The sequence below is a fragment of the Adlercreutzia faecimuris genome, from assembly GCF_022669055.1.
In the GTDB taxonomy this organism is placed as follows: domain Bacteria; phylum Actinomycetota; class Coriobacteriia; order Coriobacteriales; family Eggerthellaceae; genus Enterorhabdus; species Enterorhabdus faecimuris.
In genome coordinates, this window is the sequence record NZ_JAJMLW010000002.1 from 63,657 (window position 1) to 83,923 (window position 20,267).

A 20,267-nucleotide genomic window follows, 5' to 3' on the forward strand; every position below is an offset into this window, starting at 1 on the left:
GCTTGCGGGGGCGCTCCCTCGAGTGCATAACCGCGCGGATTTGCAGCCGGGAGCCCGGAATGCGAGTTCTCCGCCGCCCCGCGCCCGCGCGTTTTGTGCTTTTGCGCCCCGCCACCCAAAATCGTGTATTCTATCCCTCGCCGCGCCCTGCCTCGCGCCGGGCCCGCACGGGCGCCTCCCGGCGCCCCATCCCCGCACACGTTAATAAATGAAGTGGGGCAACCGTGTGAACGAGAGGGCCCGCCCCGCGGGCCGCAAGGACAGGAGGCAACCCCATGAAGCTGGTGGTTACCGAGAAGAACGACGCCGCCCAGAAGATCGCCGATCTGCTGGGCGCGACCAAGCCCAAGGCCGACAAGGTGTTCTCCACGCCGGTCTACCGGTTCGACGTGGACGGCGAGGAGTGGGTGACCATCGGCCTGCGCGGCCACATCCTCGAGCCCGACTTCGCGCCGCAGCTCGTCTACAAGAAGCGCGGCGGCTGGCAGGGCGTCACCGCCGAGGGCGAGGCCGTCCCCGCCGACATCCCCGCCACGCTGGCCCGGCCCCCCTTCAAGAAGAAGAAGCCGTTCACCGAGGACGGGGTGGAGCTCAAGTCCTGGAAGATGGAGGCGCTGCCCTACCTGGTCTACGCGCCCATCGAGAAGCTCCCCAAGGAAAAGGACATCATCCGCAGCCTGAAGAACCTGGCGAAGAAGGCCGACTCCATCGTCATCGCCACCGACTTCGACCGCGAGGGCGAGCTCATCGGCGCCGACGCGCTGGCGTGCTGCCGCGAGGTGAACCCCACGGCGCCCGTGTCCCGCGCGCGCTACTCCGCCTTCACCAAGGCCGAGATCCAGGGCGCGTTCTCGAACCTGGTGGCCATGGACGAGGACCTGGCCCAGGCCGGCGCCTCCCGTCAGGACATCGACCTCATCTGGGGCGCGGTGCTCACCCGCTACCTGACGCTCGTGAAGTTCGCCGGCTACGGCAACGTGCGCTCGTCGGGCCGCGTGCAGACGCCGACGCTGGCCCTCATCGTGGCCCGCGAGCGCGAGCGCATGGCCTTCGTGCCCGAGGACTACTGGGTGATCCGCGGCGCCTTCGACGCCGACGCGACGGCCGGCCCCACCGCCGGCGAGGGCCCCGGCGCCTTCGAGGCGGGCCATGCCACCGCCCGCTTCAAGTCCGCCGCCGCGGCTGACGCCGCCATGGCCGCCGTCGCCGGCGCCGCGAGCGCGCGGGTGGCCGCGGTCGAGACCAAGCGCCGCACGGTGGCCGCGCCGGTGCCCTTCAACACCACGTCGCTCCTGGCCGCCGCCTCGTCCGAGGGGCTCTCGCCGGCGCGCACCATGCGCCTGGCCGAGTCGCTCTACATGGACGGCTACATCTCCTACCCGCGCGTCGACAACACGGTCTACCCCTCCTCGCTCGACCTGGCCGAGGTGGTGCGCACCATCGCCGACAACCCCGCCTACGCGCCCTACTGCAAGGAGCTTTTGGCCAAGGGCGCGCTCACGGCCACCCGCGGCAAGAAGGAGACCACCGACCACCCGCCCATCTACCCCACGGCCAAGGCGACGCCGGACGACCTGCCGCCCGCCGAGTACAAGCTCTACAACCTGGTGGCGCGGCGCTTCCTGGCGACGCTGTCCGACCCGGCGGTGGTGGAGGGCACCAAGGTGTCCCTCGACGTGGCCGGCGAGCCCTTCGTCGCCAAGGGCGACGTGCTGGCGGTGCCGGGCTTCCGCGCCATCTACCCCTACGGGCTCAAGAAGGACGAGACGCTGCCGGCGCTGGCCGAGGGCGCGACCATCGCCTTCAACGGCGCCACCTGCGCCAAGAAGCAGACCGAGCCGCCCGCTCGCTACAGCCAGGGTAAGCTCATCCAGGAGATGGAGAAGCTGGGCCTGGGCACCAAGTCGACGCGCCACGCCATCATCGAGCGCCTCTACCAGGTGAAGTACATCCAGAACGACCCCATCGAGCCGAGCCAGCTGGGCATGGCCGTGGTGGACGCGCTCGACAAGTTCGCGCCGCATATCACGCATCCGGACATGACGGCCGATCTCGAGCAGAAGATGGACGACATCGCCGCCGGCGCCACCACCCGCGAGGCGGTGGTCGGCACCTCGCGCAACCTCCTGTCCCAGGAGCTCGGCGAGCTTCTGCCCCACTCCGAGGACGTGAAGGAGGCCCTGGCCGACGCCGTGGCCGCCGACGCCTACGTGGGGAAGTGCCCCAAGTGCGGCAAGGACCTGCAGATTCGCGCGTCGCAGAAGACCAAGTCGATGTTCATCGGCTGCGCCGGCTGGCCCGACTGCGACGTGACCTACCCGCTGCCCAAGGGCAAGATCGAGTCGGTGCCCGAGCCGTGCCCCACCTGCGGCATGCCCCAGGTGAAGGTGACCGCCTTCAGGGCCAAGCCGCGCACCGTGTGCATCGACCCCGCCTGCGCCACCAACCAGGAGCCCGACGTGGTGGTGGGCGAGTGCCCGGTGTGCAAGGCGGCCGGCAAGGAGTCCAAGCTGGTGGCCCGGCGCAACCCGCGCACGCTCAAGCGGTCGGTGACCTGCGAGAACTTCGACGAGTGCGGCACGCGCTACCCGCTGCCGCAGTACGGCGCGCTCACGGCCACCGACGAGGTGTGCGAGGCCTGCGGGGCGCCGATGGTCATCGTGACGACGGCCCGCGGCCCCTGGAAGCTCTGCCCCAACTTCGACTGCCCCGCCAAGGAGCAGGAGGAGGAGAAGAAGGCCGGCGCGCGCAAGGGCGGCGCCAAGCGCAAGCCCGCGGCCAAGAAGGCGTCCAAGAGGTAGGGCGTCGCTCGACGGGACGCGGCGAGGGGGGCCGTCCGCACGATGCGGGCGGCCCCCCTCTGCGTTCGCGGGGCGCGGACTAGGCGGTTGCGGCGGATTCGACCTCGCGGTAGAGGTCGCGGCCGCGGGCGTCGACGGCCACGTAGGCGGGGAAGTCGACCAGCTCGAGGCGGCGCAGGGCCTCGGTTCCCAGGTCGTCCCAGGCGACGACCTCGCTTGAGGCGACGGCCTTGGCCAGGAGCGCCGCGATGCCGCCCACGGCGCACAGGTAGACGCCGCCGGTGGCGCGGCAGGCCTCGACGACCTCGGGCGAGCGCTTGCCCTTGCCGATGGCGGCGACGATGCCCGCCTCGAGGAGGCGCGGCGTGGCGAAGTCCATGCGGCTGGCGGTGGTGGGACCGACCGAGCCGAGGGGCCGCCCCGCGGCAGCCGGCGTGGGGCCGGCGTAGAAGAGCGTGGCGCCCTCGAGGCCGAAGGGCAGCGCGCCCGCCTCGTCGAGGGCGGCCAGCGCGCGGGCGTGGCCGGCGTCGCGCATGGTGTAGACCGGGCCGGTGAGCAGCACCTCGTCGCCCGCCTCGAGCCGGGCCGCATCCTCGCGGGAGAGCGGCAGCATGAGGCGGACAGGGCCGCGGTCGGGCTCGCCGCCGGTGGCCTCGGGCGCCGAGTTGTCCGCCGCCGCGCCGTCCGCGCCGCCCGCGGATCGCGCCGCCGCGCCGTCCGCGTCGCCGTCCTCGCCCCGGGGCACCAGCTCCACCGACTTCGAGCGCATCGCGCAGCAGCCCATGTTGACGGCCACGGGCAGGGCGGCGATGTGGCAGGGCGCCGTCTCCAGGTGCACGGCGAGCGCGGTCGCCGCGCCGCCGAGGGCCGCCGGCCCGATGCCGAGCGCGTTCACCGCGTCGAGCAGCCCGGCCTCCAGCGCCGCCGTCTCGGGCGAGGCCGCGGGCGCGCCCACGGGCCGCAGCAGCGCGTGCTTGGCGAGGGACGCCACGCGGTCGAAGGTGCCGCCCACGCCCACGCCCACGATGAGCGGCGGGCAGGCGTTGGCGGCCTTCTCGCGCACGCAGTCGAGCACGACGCGGCGCACGCCCTCCACGCCCTCGCCGGGCGCCAGCATCACCACACGGGAGGCGTTGTCCGACCCGCCGCCCTTGAGCATCACGTGCAGGGTCGCCCCCCGGCCGGGGACAAGGCGCAGCTCGGAGAAGGCGGGGGTGTTGTCGCCGGTGTTCGCCCGGTCGAGCAGGGCGTCGCGCAGAAGCGACATGCGCAGGGCCCCGTCGCGGTAGGCGCGGGCCACCGCGTCGTCCACGCCGGCGAGCACGTCGCCGGGGACGGAGAGCTCCTCGCCGACCTCCAGGCACACCCAGGTGCTGCCGGTGTCCTGGCACAGTGGCACGCCGTCGGCAGCGGCCACGTCGGCGTTGGCCAGGATGCGCCCGAGCACGCCGGCCGCCCGGCTGCCCGGCTCGGCCGCGTCCCGCGCCCGGGCGACGGCGTCGCGCACGTCGGGGCGCAGCGTCACGGCGCATTCCCGGATGGCGTCGTAGGCCGCCCGGGCGACGGACTCGCGCGTGAGGCCGCGCGCGGCGGCCCTCTCCTCAGGCTCCATAGGTGCTCCCTTCGCTCGTGGTGGCCCCAGTGTAGCGCTCCGCCGCCCCGGCGGGCGGCCAGGCGCGCGGAAGCGGCGCGCTGCGCCCGCGGGGCGTTGACAGGCGCACAGCCCGAGCTCGACGTCGCCGAGCGGGTCGTAGGCCACGGGGTCGTATGCGGTTGGGTGGGGGTAGGGGGTGCGGGGCTCGCCGGTCACTGGTCTCACTGCCTTCCGAACATCGTCTGCCTTCACGCCGGCGCACGGCGCCGGGAAGCCTCGCCCACGAGGCTCCTCTTTTTGCAAACAATGTCCGTCCGGATGGCCGGGCGGTATCCCCACGGCGCATCTTAGGGGAGCCGGGCGGCCGTTGTCAGGGCGGCGCGCCCGCGCCGGCCCGGGGGAGCCGCGCCCGGCCCCGCGGGCCGCCCGGCGGGGCGAACGGTGTAGCTTGCGTGGGGGCCCGCCGCGCCGGCGCGCTTGGGGTACAATGGGCAGGTTACGGACACGATCAAGGGAGGATGCGGACGCCATGGGCATCGCCGAGGAGTCGCTCGCCAGGCACGGCGAGTGGGGGGGCAAGATAGAGGTTACGCCGAAGATGGCCATCGCCGACGGCCACGACCTGGCCATCGCCTACACGCCGGGGGTGGCCGAGCCCTGCCGCGCCATCGCGGCCGATCCCGAGCGCGCCTACGACTACACCCTCAAGCGCAGCACCGTGGCCGTCGTCACCGACGGCAGCGCCGTGCTCGGCTTGGGCAACATCGGGCCTTTGGCCGCGCTGCCGGTCATGGAGGGCAAGGCGGCCCTGTTCAAGGCGTTCGGCGGCGTGGACGCGTTCCCGCTGTGCCTCGACACCCAGGACGTCGACGAGATCGTCGAGACCTGCATCCGCCTGGCCCCGGCCTTCGGCGGCATCAACCTCGAGGACATCGCTGCCCCGCGCTGCTTCGAGATCGAGGAGCGCCTGAACGACGCCCTCGACATCCCCGTCTTCCACGACGACCAGCACGGCACCGCCATCGTGGTGCTCTCCGGCGTCATCAACGCCCTGCGCCTGACCGGCCGGGACGCCGCCACGTGCCGGGTGGTCGTCAACGGCGCCGGCTCGGCGGGCATCGCCATCGCCAAGCTGCTCGTGTCCTACGGGTTCTCCCACGTCGCCCTCTGCGACGTGCGCGGCATCCTGAGCTCGGCCTACGAGGGGATGAACGACGCCCAGCGCGCGATGCTGGCCGTGACCAACCTCGAGGACGCCCAGGGCACGCTGGCCGACGCCATGGCCGGCGCCGACGTGGTCATCGGCGTGTCGGCCCCCGGCGTCATCAGCGCCGCCATGGTGGCCTCCATGGCGCCCGACCCCATCGTCTTCGCCATGGCCAACCCCACCCCTGAGATCTTCCCGGACGAGGCCCGGGCCGCCGGCGCCCGCGTGGTGGGCACCGGCCGGTCGGACTTCCCGAACCAGGTGAACAACGTCATCGCCTTCCCCGGCATCTTCAGGGGTGCGCTCGAGGCGCGCGCCGAGCGCATTACCGAGGAGATGAAGCTCGCCGCGGCCGAGGCCCTCGCCGCGCTCGTCTCCGACGAGGAGCTCTCCGAGGACCGCGTCATGCCCGACCCCTTCGACCCCCGCGTCGCCGACGCGGTGGCCGGCGCCGTGCGCGAGCGCGCCCTGGCCGCCCGCGGCCGCTAGGGGGCGGCCATGGCGCGCGGACGCGACCGGGAAGGTGCCGCGGGGGCCCCGCGCGGCGTCCTCGTCACCTTCGAGGGCGGCGACGGGGCGGGCAAGTCCACCCACATCCGCTTCCTCGCCCGGGCGCTCGCCGACGCGGGGCGCGAGGTCGTGTCCCTGCGCGAGCCCGGCGGCACGGCGGTGGGGGAGTCCCTGCGCGCGCTCGTGCTCGACCCGGCCAACGAGGGCCTGGCCGACACCGCCGAGCTGCTCATCTACGAGGCCGCCCGCGCCCAGCTCGTCGCCGAGGTCATCCGGCCCGCCCTCGAGCGCGGCGCCGTGGTGCTGTGCGACCGCTTCTCCGACTCCACCGTGGCCTACCAGGTGGCCGGCCGCGGGCTCGACGCCGCCTTCGTGGACGCCGCCAACGCCTTCGCGACCGGCGGCATCGCGCCCGACCGCACCCTCGTGCTCACGGCCGGCGACGGCCGCTCGACGCTTGGGCGCGCCACCCACGGCACCGCCGGCGACCGCCTCGAGCGGGCGGGCGACGCCTTCCACGCGCGGGTGAACGAGGCCTTCCTCGAGCTGGCCCGCCGCGAGCCGGGCCGCGTGCGCGTGGTGGACTCCTCCGGTGCGCGCTCGGCCACCGCCGCCCAGGTCTTCGCGAGCCTGTCCGACCTGTTCCCCTGGATGGCCGACGTCGCGCGCGCGGACGGGTCCTACTTCTCGGTGCTCGACGACAAGCGCGCGCTGGCGGCGTGGCTCGACCGCCCCGCCGGCCCCGCCGCGCCCGCCGAGGGGGCCGCCCGTGCCTGACGCGTTCGAGAACATCCTCGGCCAGCCCAAGGTGCGCGAGTTCCTGCGCGCCTCCGTCGCCTCCGGGCGCGTGAGCCACGCCTACCTGTTCGCCGGCCCCGCCGGCTCGAACAAGACGCTCGCCGCCTACGCGCTCGCCCAGGCCGTCCTGTGCCCCAAGGGCCCGCGCGGCCCGCGCGGCGGCCGCTGCGGCGACTGCACGGCGTGCGACCGCGTCATGCGCCGCAAGCACCCCGACGTGCGCTACTTCGCGCCAGAGGGCGCCGCGGGCTACCTGGTCGAGCAGATCCGCGAGCTGGTGGCCGACACGGCGCTCGCCCCCATCCAGGGCGCGCGCAAGGTCTACATCATCGACCGGGCCGACCTTTTGGGCACCGCGGCGGCCAACGCCTTCCTCAAGACCCTCGAGGAGCCGCCGGCCGACGTGGTCATCATCCTGCTCGGGCGCACCCGCGAGTCGGTGCTGCCCACCATCGTGTCCCGCTGCCAGGTGGTGCCCTTCCGGCACATCCCCGCCTCGGAGGCGGCCGGCATCGTGCGCCAGAACACCGGCGCGTCGCTCGAGACCTCCCGCGCCGCCATCGAGGCCTGCGGCGGGTCCATCACGCGCGCCTGCGAGTTCCTCCGCGCCCCCGGCAACGAGCGGCTGCGCTTCCGCTCGCGCGTGCTCGAGGTGCTCGCCTCGCTGCGCCGCGCCGACGACTGGGACGTGATCGGCTACGCCGCCGAGATGGTGACCGCCTCCAAGCTGCCGCTCGACGTGGTGCGCGAGGGGCAGGAGGCCGAGCTGGCCGAGAACGCCGACTTCCTGGCGAAGTCGGCCATCCGCCAGATCGAGGCGCGCAACAAGCGCCAGATCACGGCGAAGTCGGCCGAGTGCCTGCGCCAGCTCACGGCCATCACGGCCTCGTGGCTGCGCGACGTCCTGGCCACGAGCGCCGGGGCGCCGGAGCTCGTCATCAACGTCGACGCCCGCGCCGCGGTGGCCGACGCCGCCGCGCTCGCCGATGAGGCGTCGCTGGCCCGGGCGCTCGCGGCGGTCGACCGCTGCGAGGAGGCCCTTGCGTATAATGTGTCCCCGGAGACGTGCATCGACGTGCTCCTATTCGAGATAAGAGAGGCCCTCAATGGTTCGGGTAGCACCCATCAACATAGCCTTTAACCCGCGCACCCTCTGGTTCGACCCGCGCGACCTGGAGATATCCAAGGGAGACCCCGTGGTGGTGACCACGGCCCGCGGCATCGAGTTCGGCCGCGCCGCCAGCGACGTGATCGAGGTGGACGAGCGCGAGGTCAAGGCGCTCAAGACGCCGCTCAAGCCGGTGAAGCGTCTGGCCACGCCCGAGGACGTCGAGCGCGCCGAGGACCTCGAGCGCCGAAGCCGCGAGGCCCTGCCCGAGTTCAAGGCCATGGCCGCCGAGGCCCACGCCGACATGCACCCCGTGTCGGTGGAGTTCCTCTTCGACGGCGACAAGGCGGTCTTCTACTTCGAGGCCGAGGAGCGCGTCGACTTCCGCGACCTGGTGCGCAAGCTGGCGGCCCACTTCCACGTGCGCATCGACATGCGCCAGATCGGCGTGCGCGACGAGGCGCGCATCGTGGGCGGCCTGGGCCACTGCGGCCAGGAGCTGTGCTGCAAGCGCATGGGCGGCGAGTTCTGCCCCGTGTCCATCCGCATGGCCAAGGAGCAGGACCTCTCGCTCAACCCCCAGAAGATATCGGGGCTGTGCGGGCGCCTCATGTGCTGCTTGCGCTACGAGTACGACGCCTACAAGGACTTCAAGTCGCGCGCGCCCAAGGCCAACGCCACCGTCCAGACCCCGGAGGGGCCGGGGAAGGTGTGCGAGCTCGACGTGCCGCGCGAGATGGTGTCGATCCGGATAGAGGGCGAGAAGCCGGTCAAGGTGCCGCTCTCCGCCTTCGAGGCCCCCAAGGAGGGCGCCCGCCCCAGCGTGGTGACCGAGGAGGGCTGGGAGGAGGCCAAGGGCGCCGTCGAGGTGGCCAAGGGCGACGCGGTGGCGTTCCTCACCTCGCAGTTCACCGGGGCGGACAAGCTGGCCGAGGCGGGCAAGGTGCGCCGCACCCCCGGCGGCAAGAGGGCCCAGGGCGACGGCCGGCGCGGCGCGGGCTCGGGCGGAGGCGCGGGCTCGGGCGGCTCGCGCGGCGGGCGCGGCAAGGGCCGCGGCCGGGGCGAGGAGCCCCGGGGCGGCGCCGACGAGGCGCGCAAGCCGCGGCGCCGGCGCACCAAGGTGGGCGAGGGCGGCGCGCCCGAGGCCGGCGGCGCGCCCGCCAAGGGCGCCTCGGCGGCCGACCCCAAGCGCAAGAGCCGCAACCGCAGCCACGGCGGCGACGCCGCGCAGCGCCAGGCCGGCGCCGCCGAGGGCCGCTCCGGCCGCGGCGAGCGCGCGGCCAAGGGCGGCAAGGGCGCCGCAGGCGGCCGGGCCAAGGAGGGCCAGGCGCCATCCGGCGCCAAGGGCGCGGGCCCGCGGCCCGGCCAGCGCTCCTCGGGCCTGCGCGGCGAGCGCGGCGACAAGCCCGGCCAGCGCGGCGGCGAGCGCCCCGCGCGCGACCAGGGGCGCTCCGGCGGCGTGCCCGAGGGCGACGGCGCCCGGCGCCGCCGGCGGCGCAGCCACCGCTCCGGCGGTGCGCCCGAGGCGGGCGCCGAGGCGAGGGGAGGCGCCGAATGAGGGTCGACTACGCGCTTCTGACCGACCTCTACCAGATCACCATGGCCCAGGGCTACTGGGACGCGGGCAAGGGCCGCGAGGAGGCCTGCTTCTCGATGTACTTCCGCGACTACCCCTTCAAGGGGGGCTTCGCGGTGGCCTGCGGCATGGCCCAGCTGGCCGAGATGGTCGAGTCCTACCGGTTCGCCGACGATGACGTGGCCTACCTGGCCGGGCTCTCGGCGCCCGGCGGCGGGCCGCTGTTCTCCGAGGACTTCCTGGCCTACCTGGCCGACTTCCGCCTGACCTGCGACATCGACGCGGTGCGCGAGGGCACCGTCGTGTTCCCCCACGAGCCGCTCGTGCGCGTCACCGGCCCCATCATGGAATGCCAGCTGCTCGAGACGGCGCTGCTCAACTGCGTGAACTTCCAGACGCTCATCGCCACCAAGGCGGCCCGGGTGTGCCTGGCCGCCGGGGACGCGCCCGTGGCCGAGTTCGGCCTGCGCCGGGCCCAGGGCCTCGGCGGGGTGTGGGCGAGCCGCGCGGCGGTGGTGGGCGGCTGCGCCTCGACCTCCGACGTGCTGGCCGGCAAGCTCTTCGACATCCCCGTGTCGGGCACCCACGCGCACTCCTGGGTGATGTCCTTCGACGACGAGCTGACCGCCTTCCGCGAGTACGCGCGCATCTTCCCCAAGAACTGCGTGCTGCTCGTCGACTCCTACGACGTGGAGCAGGGCATCCGCAACGCCATCACCGTGGGGCTGGAGATGCGCGAGCGCGGCGAGCGGCTCGCCGGCATCCGCATCGACTCGGGCGACCTGTCGTGGCTGGCCCGCATGGCGCGGCGCATGCTCGACGAGGCGGGGCTCGAGGACTGCGGCATCGTGCTGTCCAACGACCTGGACGAGCACACCATCAAGTCGATCCTCGACGAGGGGACGCCGGTCACGTCCTGGGGCGTGGGCACCAAGCTCGCCTGCGCCTTCGACCAGCCCACCCTGGGCGGCGTCTACAAGCTGGCCGCCGTGCGCGAGCCGGGGGCCGAGGAGTGGACGAACCGCCTCAAGATATCGGAGTCGGCCGCCAAGCTCACCACCCCCGGCGTGCTCGACGTGCGCCGCTACTACCACGACGACGGGCGCATCGCCGGCGACATGGTCTTCGACGTGACGCGGCCCGTCGACGGGCGCGAGGTGATCGTCGACCCGGTGGACGACCTGCGCCAGAAGCGGCTGGCCGGCAAGCGCTACGAGACGCTGCTCGCGCCGCTGGCCCGGGGCGGGCGCGCGGTGCTCGCGCCCGAGGACCGCTCGGCCATGGCCGCGCGCGAGCGCGCCCGGGCGGGGCTGGCCACCCTCGACGAGACGCAGAAGCGCATGCTCAACCCCCACACCTACCCCGTGGGGCTCGAATACGGATTGTTTGAGCGCCGTCGCGAACTTGTCGCGTCGCTGCGCGGCATCGTGTAGCCTATAATCGCCGGATACCGCAAGCGCGCCCGCGCGGGCGCAGCGCCTGAGAGGACGACAATGATCAGGATCATCACCGACTCGGTTTCCTCCATCCCGGCGGACGTGGCCGCCCGCCTGGACGTGGAGGTCATCACCCTCTACGTCAACCGCGAGGGCACCGAGTACGCCGACGCCTCCATGGACCTCGACGCGTTCTACGCCGACATCCACGCCATGGTCGACGACATCCCCACGTCGAGCCAGCCCTCCCAGGCCGTGCTCGAGGCGGCCTTCGAGGAGGCGGCGCTCGCCGGCGACGAGGTGCTCGGCGTGTTCATCTCGACGGGGCTCTCCGGCACCTTCGACGGCGCCGTGCGGGCCGCCCGCGCGGTGAAGGCCCGCAACCTGGGCTTCCGCTGCGTCCTCATCGACTCCACGTCCTGCGGCTACGACGAGGCGTGGCCCGTCTTCGACGCCGTGGACGCCCGCGACGCCGGCGACGACCTGGCCGCCTGCGCGGCGGCGGTGCATCGCGGCATCGAGTCCACGCGCTTTCTGTTCACGCCCGAGACGCTCACCTTCCTGAAGAAGGGCGGGCGCATCGGCGGCGCGGCGGCGCTCCTGGGCAACCTCATCCAGCTGGCGCCCGTGCTCACCGTCATCGACGGGCGGGCCGACACGCTGGCCAAGGTGCGCACGCGCAAGAAGGCGCTCGCCCGCATCGTCGAGACGATGCGGGACGACATCGAGGCCCACGGCCTCAAGCGCGTCGTCGTGCACTACATCGGCGACAAGGCGCCGGCCGTCCAGTGGGCCCGCGACGTGATCGAGCCTCTGGTCGGGCGCGCGGTGGACGTGCTGCCCGTGAGCCCGGTCATCGGCCTGCACGTGGGGCCGGCCGTCGGCGTCGCCTACGAGTGCCTGGAGACCATCGCCGGTAAGATCACCGGCCCGGCCGCCGAGCGCGAGCTCGCCCTGTAGCCGCCTGGGGCCCGCGCCCGGCCCGCCCGCGCGCCGCCTTCCCCGCCCTTTTCGCCGCCCGGCCCCGCGCCCGGGCGGCGCCACCCCGTCGGGCGCCACCCGCGCCCGCCCGAGAAGAGAGGCCGACCACCCGATGCCCAAGTGCAACCTCATCATCGACTCCTGCTGCGATCTGCCCCCCGAGCTGGTGGACCGCGACGGGGTCTACCTGCTCAAGTTCCCCTACATCATGGACGGCGAGCCGCTCGACGACGACCTGTTCCGCACCCGCACGGCCGCCGACTTCTACGGCGCCATGCGCGAGGGGGCCGAGCCCTCCACGTCCCAGGTGTCCATCCCCGCGCTCACCGAGGCCTTCGAGGCCGCGGCCGCCTCGGGCGTCCCCACCGTGTACCTGTGCTTCTCGAGCGGGCTGTCGGGCAGCTACGACGCGGCCGTGCTCGTGCGCGACCAGGTGGCCGCCGCGCACCCGGACGCCGAGCTCTACGTGGTCGACACGCACCTGGCCTCCATCGCCGAGGGGCTGCTCGTCTACGAGGCGCTCGAGCAGCGCGCCAAGGGGCTCACCGCCGAGGAGATGGTGCGCTGGGCCGAGGAGGCCCGCTACTTCGTGAACGAGAAGTTCATGGTGGAGGACCTCGACGCGCTGCGCCGCGGCGGGCGCATCCCCGGCTCGGTGGCCGTGGCCGGGGCGGCCCTCGACGTGAAGCCGCTGCTCGTCATCGCCGCCGACGGGACGCTGTCGCTGTCGGGCGTGGCCCGCGGCCGCAAGAAGGGCCTGCGCGCCCTCGTCGACTTCTACGCCAAGCACGCCGCGCCGGCCGGCTCGGCCCAGTGCGTGCTGGTGGGCCACGCCGACGCGCCCAAGGACGCGGCGCGGCTGAAGGACCTGCTGCTCAAGGAGAACGACTCCATCCTCGTGCTGGAGTGCAACATCGGCCCTGTCATCGGCAGCCACGTGGGCCCCGGGATGGTGGCCGCCGTGTTCTGGGGCGGCGACAAGCGCGACGAGCTGTCGGTGGCCGACCGCATCGCGCGCAAGGTGAAGGGAGTGAGCTAGCATGACCACCGGATACGCCTTCCGCGGCAGCGAGCGCCTCATCGGCGCCGTGGCCGACCGCCTGGCCGGCGCCGGCCTCGCGCCGGTGGCCGACGAGGCCGCCGCCGACGTGGTGATAACCTTCGCCACCACCCAGCGCGAGCTGGAAGACCTCTACTTCGGCGACGACGGCTTCGTCCAGTCGCTCGCGCCTGGCACCCTGCTCATCGACCTGAGCGCCACCACCCCCGGCTTCGCCCGCGAGCTGAACGCCGTGGCGACGGTGAGCGACCTGGTGATGGTGGAGGCGCCGCTGGTGGTGGACGACCTCGCGCGGCCCGACTCCTTCGCCCGCGACAACCTGAGCTGCTTCGCGGCGGGGGAGGGCGACGGTCTGGCGCGGGCAGCCGGCGTGCTCGGGGCGCTCTTCGGCGCCGTCCACGAGGTGGGCACGCCCGGCGCCGCCCAGCTGGCGCGCGCCGCGCTCACCCTGCAGGTGGCCGCCCAGGTGATCGCCGCCATCGAGGCCGACGCGCTCTACCGCGCCGTGCGCCGCTCGCCGGCCGGGTCGGGCCTGGGCGACGCGCGTCCCGACGCGCTGTCCGGCGCGGGCGCCGCGGTGATCGCGGCCGCCCGTGCCGGCCGCTTCGAGGGCGCCTACACGGTGGAGATGCTCATGGCCGAGCTCTCCGCCGCGCTCATGGCCGCCGACGACGCCGAGCTCATCCTGCCCCAGGCCGAGGCCGCCATGCACCTGCTGGAGCTCCTTGCCGTCATCGGCGGCGCCGACAAGGCGCCCGCGGCGCTCTCGCTCGTCTACGGCGAGGAGTCCGCCTGCGCCGAGGCCGGCCTCGACTGGACGCGCGCCGAGCAGGCCTACGGCCACGCCGAGGACGAGGACGACGGCTGGGACGCGCCCGAGGACGAGGACGAGGACTGGTCCTCCGACTGGGACGACGGCTTCGACTACCGCTCGAACTAGCCCCGACCCGCCGGGGGCGCAGTCACGTCCGGCGCGCCGGTTGGCATTCCGGCGGCGCGCCGGATGCGCTTCGCGGCGCGTGCCTGCGCTGCCGGCGCGGCGTTTCCGTTCCCCGTTCCGAAGGAGCCCCTCCCATGACCGCCGACGACAGCTACCTCCTCCCGTCCTCCTGCGAGCTGTGCCCGCGGCGGTGCGGGGCGAACCGCGCGGCGGGGGAGCGGGGCGCGTGCGGCGCCGACGACCGGCTGGTGGTCGCCCGCGCGGCCCTGCACTTCTGGGAGGAGCCGCCGCTGTCGGGCGAGGACGGGTCGGGCGCCGTGTTCTTCTCGCACTGCCCCCTCGGCTGCTCCTACTGCCAGAACGGCCCCATCGCCCGCGGCCAGGCCGGCGCGCCCGTCACGGTGGCGCGCCTCGCCGAGATGATGCGCGAGCTCGAGGCCCAGGGAGCCCTCAACGTCAACCTGGTGACGGCCACCCACTACGCGCCCCAGGCGCGCGCTGCCGTCGCGGCGGCCCGCGAGGCGGGGCTGGCGCTTCCCGTGGTGTGGAACACGAGCGGCTACGAGACCGTCGAGGCCGTGCGCGCCAACCGCGGCACGGTGGACGTGTACCTGGCCGACCTCAAGTACGCCGACGCCGGGCTGGCCGCGCGCTACTCGGCGGCGCCCGACTACCCGGCCGTGGCCCTGGCCGCCCTCGACGCCATGGTGGAGGCGGTGGGCGAGCCGGCCTTCGACGAGCACCGCGGCCAGGAGCGCCTGGTGCGTGGCGTGATCGTACGCCACCTCCTGCTGCCCGGCTGCCTCGACGACTCCCGCGCCGTCGTGCGCCTGCTCCACGAGCGCTACGGGCCCGCGGTGCGCCTGTCGCTCATGAGCCAGTACACGCCCGTGCTCGCCGCGGCCGCCGAGGCGGGCGACGCCCGCGCGCGCCGCGTCCTCGAGCGCTGCCCCGAGCTCGCCCATACCGTGCCGGAGGCCGACTACGAGGCCCTCCTCGACTACGCCGACGACCTCGGCGTCGAGGACTACTACTGGCAGCAGGGCGCCGCCGCCGAGGAGAGCTTCATCCCCGCCTTCGACCTCACCGGTGTAATCCCGCCCGCCCCAGCGGACAATCCCGCCGACGCCTAGGTCCGCCGCGGCGGGCCGGCAAGCCGGCACCTAGGTTGTCGCGCCGGGCAGCCCCGTCGACGCCTGGGCTTTGCTGCAGCAAGTGGCTCAGTCGACGCCTGGCTCGCCGCGGCAGGCAATCCTGCCGGAACCTAGTTCGCCGCGTCAGGCAAATCCTGCCGGAACCTAGTTCGCCGCGGCGGACAAATCCCGCTGGCGCCTAAGCCCGCCGCAGGCCTCTTCTCCGATTGCCGGGCTTTAATTATTAGTAATTAACTCATATTTACCGCTCCCCTTCCATCTTCTCTTCCGGATTCGGGCCTTCCCGGGCGCCTTCTGCGATTGGCGATCGAGGAAGACGCCTCGCGGTCTTTCAACTCATGCTGAATGTGCATCAGAAGCAAACGAATGTTTCACGTGAAACATTCTCGGCCCGTAAATGCGGCACACGCCGCAAGACGGGCAGCGGGTGTCGGCGAGGCGCGCCAGCGGAGCTGGGGTTCGTGCGATCGGAAGCGCAGATGGGACTGCGCGATCGGAGGAGCAGGTGAGGTCACGCGGACGGGGGGCGCTGGTGGAAGTCGCACGAATGGAAGGGCTGGTGGGAATCGCGTGAGTGGAGGTGCTGGTCAGCCTGGTATTTGGCGTGTCTGGCGAGGCGCGTCGTCTGTCGGGGCGTGTCGCCTACAACCTAAACAAATGTTTCACGTGAAACATTTCTGCAGAGATTCGCGCTTTGGAGGAGGGTAACAAGGGGCACTTGGGGCCGCGGGGCGCCCTGCATGGCGGAAGAGGGTCGCAGAGCGGGGCACGAGGAGCTAGCGGGTGGCGAGGGCGGGCGCTTGGGGCTGCGGGGCGTCCCATGTGGCAGAGGGAGCTGGCGGGGCTAGGGCGCGGGAGGCTAGCGGGTGGCGAGGGCGGGGAGATCCTCCTGCATCTCGGTGAGGTGGCGCCAGAAGCGCTGGGGCATGAGGCGCTGGCGCAGCTCGGGGTTGTAGCGCGACTCGACGGCCACAGCGCGGTAGAAGCGGCGCCAGGCCTGCTGCATGACGGCCTCCTCGGCCGTGCGGCCGGGCAGGGCGTCCTCGGCGAGGCCGTCGACGGGGGCGAGCACCCAGCTTCTGCCGTCGTAGACGCCGGCGAGGCGGTGGGCCTCGTCGTAGATGACGAAGGGCTGGTCGTTGAGGCGCCCGGCGAAGTGATCCATGACGAGCGGCACCGCGTTCGCCTTGGGGCTGCAGCGCGCGAGCCACAGGCCGTCCTCGAGCTGCTCGAAGCGGATGAACTGGAGCAGGTGCTCCCGCTCGACGAAGACCGAGCGCGCCAGGCGGTGGACGGCGCCGATGACGGGATGCGCGAGGTCGGATGCCATGGCGCCGCGCACCTTGGGGCAGTGGGCGCGGCCGGGTCGGCCCTGCGGGTTGGAGGCGCCGGGGCACGAGCGGCGGCGTCGGCAGCGCGCGCAGCCGCGGCTGGCGTTGAGGGCCATGCCGTGGCGGATGTAGCGGAAGACGGCCGCCGGCGCCCCGGGCTCGTCGGAGAGGGCCGCCCGCTCGGCGTAGGCGAGCGCCTTGGCGCCGCAGGCCGCGCGGAAGCCCGCCCGCACGCGCCCGGCCCTCTCCGGGTCGGCGTCGATGCGCGAGAGGTGCTGGCCGAGACGTGCCTGGAGGCCGCCCTCGGGCAGTACGTCGGCGGGATCTTCGTGGCGCTCGTAGGAGACGAACACGGCCGAGAAGAGGCCCTCGAGGGTCCCGTCGAACACGTAGGCCAGCTCGTCGTAGAGCTCCGCCGCCCCCGTGGCGGCCGTATCGGCGACGTCTTGCGCGCGCGGGCTCATGCGAAGATCATCTCCGGCGTGGCGTCGGCGGGGACGGCCCGCGCCCGCCGCGCCATCGCGCCCGCGCCGGCGCCCGACGTTCCGGAGGCGGCGCGGGTGGGGACGGGGCGCCGCTCCCTCGCCCGCGAAAGTCGCGCCCCGGCGGCGGGAGCGCCGGCGAGGGCCGCCTTGGGCCCCTCGCCGCGCACGGCGGCCTTCTCGGGGGTGTCCACGGCGTCGAAGAGGCTCAGCTGGCCGGGCGTCGCGCGGTCGGCGCGCCGGCCGTGGCGCCCGCCGTCGATGGGGGAGACGAGCTGGGCGCGGAGGGCCTCGCGCGTGAAGGCGACGCCCGAGCCGGCGTAGCGCCCGTCGCAGGTGACGAAGAAGCGCGCCCGCTTGTAGGCGATGCCGAGCTTGCGCAGGGCATCCTCGCGCAGGGTGGCGTGGCGCCGGGCGCGCAGGATGAGCTTGGCCCCGCGCACGCCGATGCCCGGCACGCGCAGCAGCGTCTCGTAGGGAGCCGTGTTCACCTCCACGGGGAAGAGCTCCAGGTGGTTGAGGGCCCAGTTGGCCTTGGGGTCGACGAGCGGGTCGAGGAAGGGGGCGTCGGCGTCGATGACCTCGTCCACCTTGAAGCCGTAGAAGCGCAGGAGCCAGTCGGCCTGGTAGAGCCGGTGCTCGCGGTCGAGCTGCACCGCGTCGGTGGAGGGGAGGCGGGCGTCGTCGTTCACGGGCAGGTAGGCGCTGAAGAACACGCGCCTGAGGCCGAGCGACTGGTAGAGCGCGGCCGCCAGGTTGAGGATGTGGTGGTCGCTCTCCGGCGTGGCGCCGACGATCATCTGGGTGCTCTGGCCCGCCGGCGCGAAGGCGCGCGTCTTGCGCTTGGGGGCCGTCGGCGTGAGGTAGGTGGTGCGCTTGCGCATGAGGGCGCGGGTGTCGGCGTCCTCGGCCATGGAGGCCATGATCTGGCGCATGGGCGACAGGATGCTCGCGCGCGACTTGTCGGGGGCGAGCAGGCGCAGGCTGTCGGCCGAGGGCAGCTCGAGGTTCACCGACAGGCGGTCGGCCAGGTGCCCGAGGCGGTCGAGCAGCTCGGGCGAGGCGCCCGGCACCGCCTTGGCGTGGATGTAGCCGCGGAAGCGGTGCTCGTCGCGCAGGATCTCGAGGGTCTCGATCATGAGCTCGGTCGTGAAGTCGGCGTCGCGGATGACGCCGGAGCTGAGGAAGAGCCCCTCGATGTAGTTGCGCCGGTAGAACCCGATGGTGAGGTCGGCCAGCTCCCGCGGGCGGAACGCGGCGCGCGCCACCTCCTCGTTGCTCGCGCGGTTCACGCAGTAGGCGCAGTCGTAGGCGCAGACGTTGGTGAGGAGCACCTTGAGCAGCGTGATGCAGCGCCCGTCGGCCGCGAAGCTGTGGCAGATGCCCGCCTGGGAGGCGCTGCCGAGCGAGCCGCGCCGGGGCCCGCGGCTGACGCCGGACGACGTGCAGGCCACGTCGTACTTCGCCGCGTCGGCGAGGATGTCCAGCTTCTCCGCCACGTCCACGGAAACTCCCTTCACGCACATCTGTACTAACGAATATCTGTTTGCTATAATAGGGAACAGATATTCGCCCGTCAAGGAAAAAAGAGGGAAGGGAGAGGAAAGGGAGAAGGCCGGGCGCGGAGCCTCGGCCTTCGGGAAGTCGTGGAGCCGGTGACAGGAATCGAACCCGCAACCCACTGATTACAAATCAGTTGCTCTACCGTTGAGCCACACCGGCGGGCGGGCGGCACGGCGCCGCCGCATCCGGGTATTGTACGCCAACGCCGCCGGATAGGGAAGCGCGCCGCGGGCTAGCGCTCCCCGGCCAGGGCGTCGGCGTCCAGAGCGCGGGCGAGGGCGGTGGCCGACTCGCTCGCGCCCTCATCGCCCTCTGCGATCGGCGATCCGCAGGCCGCCGCCTCGCCGAGGGACACCGCGCCTCGCACCCCGCCGCGGGGTGCCGTACCTCGAGCTTCGCCGCCGGCTGCCCCGCCGTCCGCCGAGCCCGCCGCGTCGGCCCCCGCGCCATCGCGCGCGCCCTGGGGGCGCCCGCGCGCGGCGGCGAGGGCGCCGGGCAGCCACTCGCTCACCAGCACGGCGGCGAAGATGAGCGCGAAGCCGGCCACCATGGGGCCCGTGAGCGCCTCGCCGAGCAGCAGCACCGAGAACAGCACCCCGAAGACCGACTCGAGGCTGAGCAGCAGCGCGCCCGTCGACGGGCTCACCCGCGCGAGCCCCAGGTTCTGCAGCAGGAGGGCCAGGCAGGTGGCGAGGAGGACGAGGTAGGCCAGGTTGCCGAGGACGGCCGGGTCGGCCAGCACCTCCATCGTGGGCGTCGGCTCGCAGAGCGCGCCGAGGGCCACGCCCAGAAGGCCGCACACGACGAACTGGAGCGCCGTGAGCACGGGCATGTCGCGGCCGCCGGCCAGGCGGGAGGTGGCCGTCACGTGGAAGCCCAGGAACACGGCGGACGCGAGGGTCAGCGCCTCCCCGGCGCCGAAGGCGAGCCCGCCTTCGCCCCCGGGCAGCGACACGAGCGCGATGCCCGCCAGGCACAGCAGGCCGGCGCCCACGTTGAACGCCGTGGGCCGCCGGCGCATCACGAGCCACGCCTGGAAGGGCACGAGCACGCAGTAGGTGCCCGTGAGGAACGCGCTTCGGGCGGCCGTGGTGGCCGTCAGCGCGCCGGTGTTCAGCAGGTAGGCGGCGCCGATGAGGACGCCGAGGACCAGGCTCGCGCGCAGGTGGTCGCCGAGCCGCCCCTCGCGGGCCAGGCGCGCCAGGCGCGGGGCGAACAGGACGCAGAAGAGGGCGCCCGCGGACAGGAAGCGGATGCCCACGAGCCACAGCGGCGGGAACCCGCCCACCGTGTCCTTGATGACCACGGTGGCCAGGCCCCAGATGGCGGCGGCGAGCACGAGCAGGAGCCCGAAGGCCCGGGCGGTGCGCGGGGAGGGGGAGTCGGTATGCGAGGTGAGGTCAGCCATAGGGCGCAGGGTAAGGGGAGCGCTCGCCGAAGGCAACCCCCGGCCGGCCGCGCGGCGCCGATTCCACAGGCTGCGCACCTCGGCGGCCCGGGAGCGCCCTCTCGCGGCCGCGCCCGTCGTCCGTTTGTGGAGCCGATGTGCAGAACATTTGGCGAAACGGCCGCGGTTCGCCCCTGCGGCATACAAAAACGTCACTTTGGGCGAAAGGGGGCCAACGGCCCCGCTGAAGTGGCTATACTGTCAAAAGTTTGTGCGTGCGCGGCCCGTCCGCGCGAAACCGCCCGCCGCCGGCCCCGGGCCGGCGCGCCGCGAGGGATC

14 protein-coding genes and 1 tRNA gene are annotated in these 20,267 nt (G+C 73.4%); 10 read left to right on the forward strand and 5 right to left on the reverse strand.

Annotation, left to right across the window (positions count from 1 at the left end; translation table 11 throughout):
* Positions 1 to 275: 275 nt before the first annotated feature.
* Positions 276 to 2,801 carry a DNA topoisomerase I gene (locus LPT13_RS05480; protein WP_242164403.1) on the forward strand — a complete coding sequence of 842 codons (2,526 nt, stop codon included), beginning with the start codon at positions 276 to 278 and terminating at the stop codon, positions 2,799 to 2,801.
* A gap of 79 nt (positions 2,802 to 2,880) precedes the next feature.
* Here the strand turns inward: LPT13_RS05480 and LPT13_RS05485 are convergent, their stop codons facing one another.
* Positions 2,881 to 4,413 (reverse strand): fumarate hydratase, encoded by a 1,533-nt coding sequence (locus LPT13_RS05485; protein ID WP_242164405.1) that lies wholly within the window; start codon positions 4,411 to 4,413, stop codon positions 2,881 to 2,883.
* 511 nt (positions 4,414 to 4,924) lie between these two features.
* Here LPT13_RS05485 and LPT13_RS05490 point away from each other — a divergent pair.
* The 9 genes from LPT13_RS05490 to LPT13_RS05530 all read left to right on the forward strand — a co-directional run bounded on the left by LPT13_RS05490 (position 4,925) and on the right by LPT13_RS05530 (position 15,144).
* On the forward strand, positions 4,925 to 6,091 hold the full coding sequence (locus LPT13_RS05490; RefSeq protein ID WP_242164407.1) for an NAD(P)-dependent malic enzyme: 1,167 nt from the start codon (positions 4,925 to 4,927) through the stop codon (positions 6,089 to 6,091).
* Between the two features lie 9 nt (positions 6,092 to 6,100).
* Positions 6,101 to 6,889, forward strand: coding sequence for a dTMP kinase (gene tmk, locus LPT13_RS05495; protein WP_242164410.1), 789 nt, complete (start codon positions 6,101 to 6,103; stop codon positions 6,887 to 6,889).
* Positions 6,882 to 8,051 (forward strand): DNA polymerase III subunit, encoded by a 1,170-nt coding sequence (locus LPT13_RS05500; RefSeq protein WP_242164412.1) that lies wholly within the window; start codon positions 6,882 to 6,884, stop codon positions 8,049 to 8,051. The genes tmk and LPT13_RS05500 overlap by 8 nt, the downstream gene beginning before the upstream one ends.
* Positions 8,017 to 9,576: a regulatory iron-sulfur-containing complex subunit RicT gene (locus tag LPT13_RS05505; protein ID WP_242164414.1), complete on the forward strand. Its 1,560-nt coding sequence runs from the start codon at positions 8,017 to 8,019 to the stop codon at positions 9,574 to 9,576. Before LPT13_RS05500 ends, LPT13_RS05505 begins: the two co-directional genes overlap by 35 nt.
* The gene (locus LPT13_RS05510) at positions 9,573 to 11,027 is read left to right on the forward strand and encodes a nicotinate phosphoribosyltransferase (protein WP_242164416.1); all 1,455 of its coding nucleotides are present in this window, start codon (positions 9,573 to 9,575) and stop codon (positions 11,025 to 11,027) included. Before LPT13_RS05505 ends, LPT13_RS05510 begins: the two co-directional genes overlap by 4 nt.
* 60 nt (positions 11,028 to 11,087) lie before the next feature.
* Complete coding sequence (locus LPT13_RS05515; protein WP_242164418.1) at positions 11,088 to 11,990, forward strand: DegV family protein; 903 nt, start codon at positions 11,088 to 11,090, stop codon at positions 11,988 to 11,990.
* A gap of 133 nt (positions 11,991 to 12,123) precedes the next feature.
* Positions 12,124 to 13,050 (forward strand): DegV family protein, encoded by a 927-nt coding sequence (locus LPT13_RS05520; protein ID WP_242164420.1) that lies wholly within the window; start codon positions 12,124 to 12,126, stop codon positions 13,048 to 13,050.
* 1 nt (position 13,051) lies between these two features.
* Positions 13,052 to 14,011 (forward strand): NAD(P)-binding domain-containing protein, encoded by a 960-nt coding sequence (locus LPT13_RS05525; RefSeq protein WP_242164422.1) that lies wholly within the window; start codon positions 13,052 to 13,054, stop codon positions 14,009 to 14,011.
* Between the two features lie 134 nt (positions 14,012 to 14,145).
* Positions 14,146 to 15,144: a radical SAM protein gene (locus tag LPT13_RS05530; RefSeq protein WP_242164424.1), complete on the forward strand. Its 999-nt coding sequence runs from the start codon at positions 14,146 to 14,148 to the stop codon at positions 15,142 to 15,144.
* 880 nt (positions 15,145 to 16,024) lie between these two features.
* Here the strand turns inward: LPT13_RS05530 and LPT13_RS05535 are convergent.
* From LPT13_RS05535 to LPT13_RS05550, 4 genes are all read right to left on the reverse strand, one after another.
* Complete coding sequence (locus LPT13_RS05535) at positions 16,025 to 16,960, reverse strand: TIGR03915 family putative DNA repair protein (protein ID WP_242164426.1); 936 nt, start codon at positions 16,958 to 16,960, stop codon at positions 16,025 to 16,027.
* Complete coding sequence (locus tag LPT13_RS05540) at positions 16,957 to 18,483, reverse strand: putative DNA modification/repair radical SAM protein (RefSeq protein ID WP_242164428.1); 1,527 nt, start codon at positions 18,481 to 18,483, stop codon at positions 16,957 to 16,959. Before LPT13_RS05540 ends, LPT13_RS05535 begins: the two co-directional genes overlap by 4 nt.
* 142 nt (positions 18,484 to 18,625) lie before the next feature.
* A tRNA-Thr gene (locus LPT13_RS05545) sits at positions 18,626 to 18,700 on the reverse strand.
* Between the two features lie 73 nt (positions 18,701 to 18,773).
* Positions 18,774 to 19,949, reverse strand: coding sequence for a DMT family transporter (locus LPT13_RS05550; protein ID WP_242164430.1), 1,176 nt, complete (start codon positions 19,947 to 19,949; stop codon positions 18,774 to 18,776).
* Positions 19,950 to 20,267 lie beyond the last annotated feature (318 nt).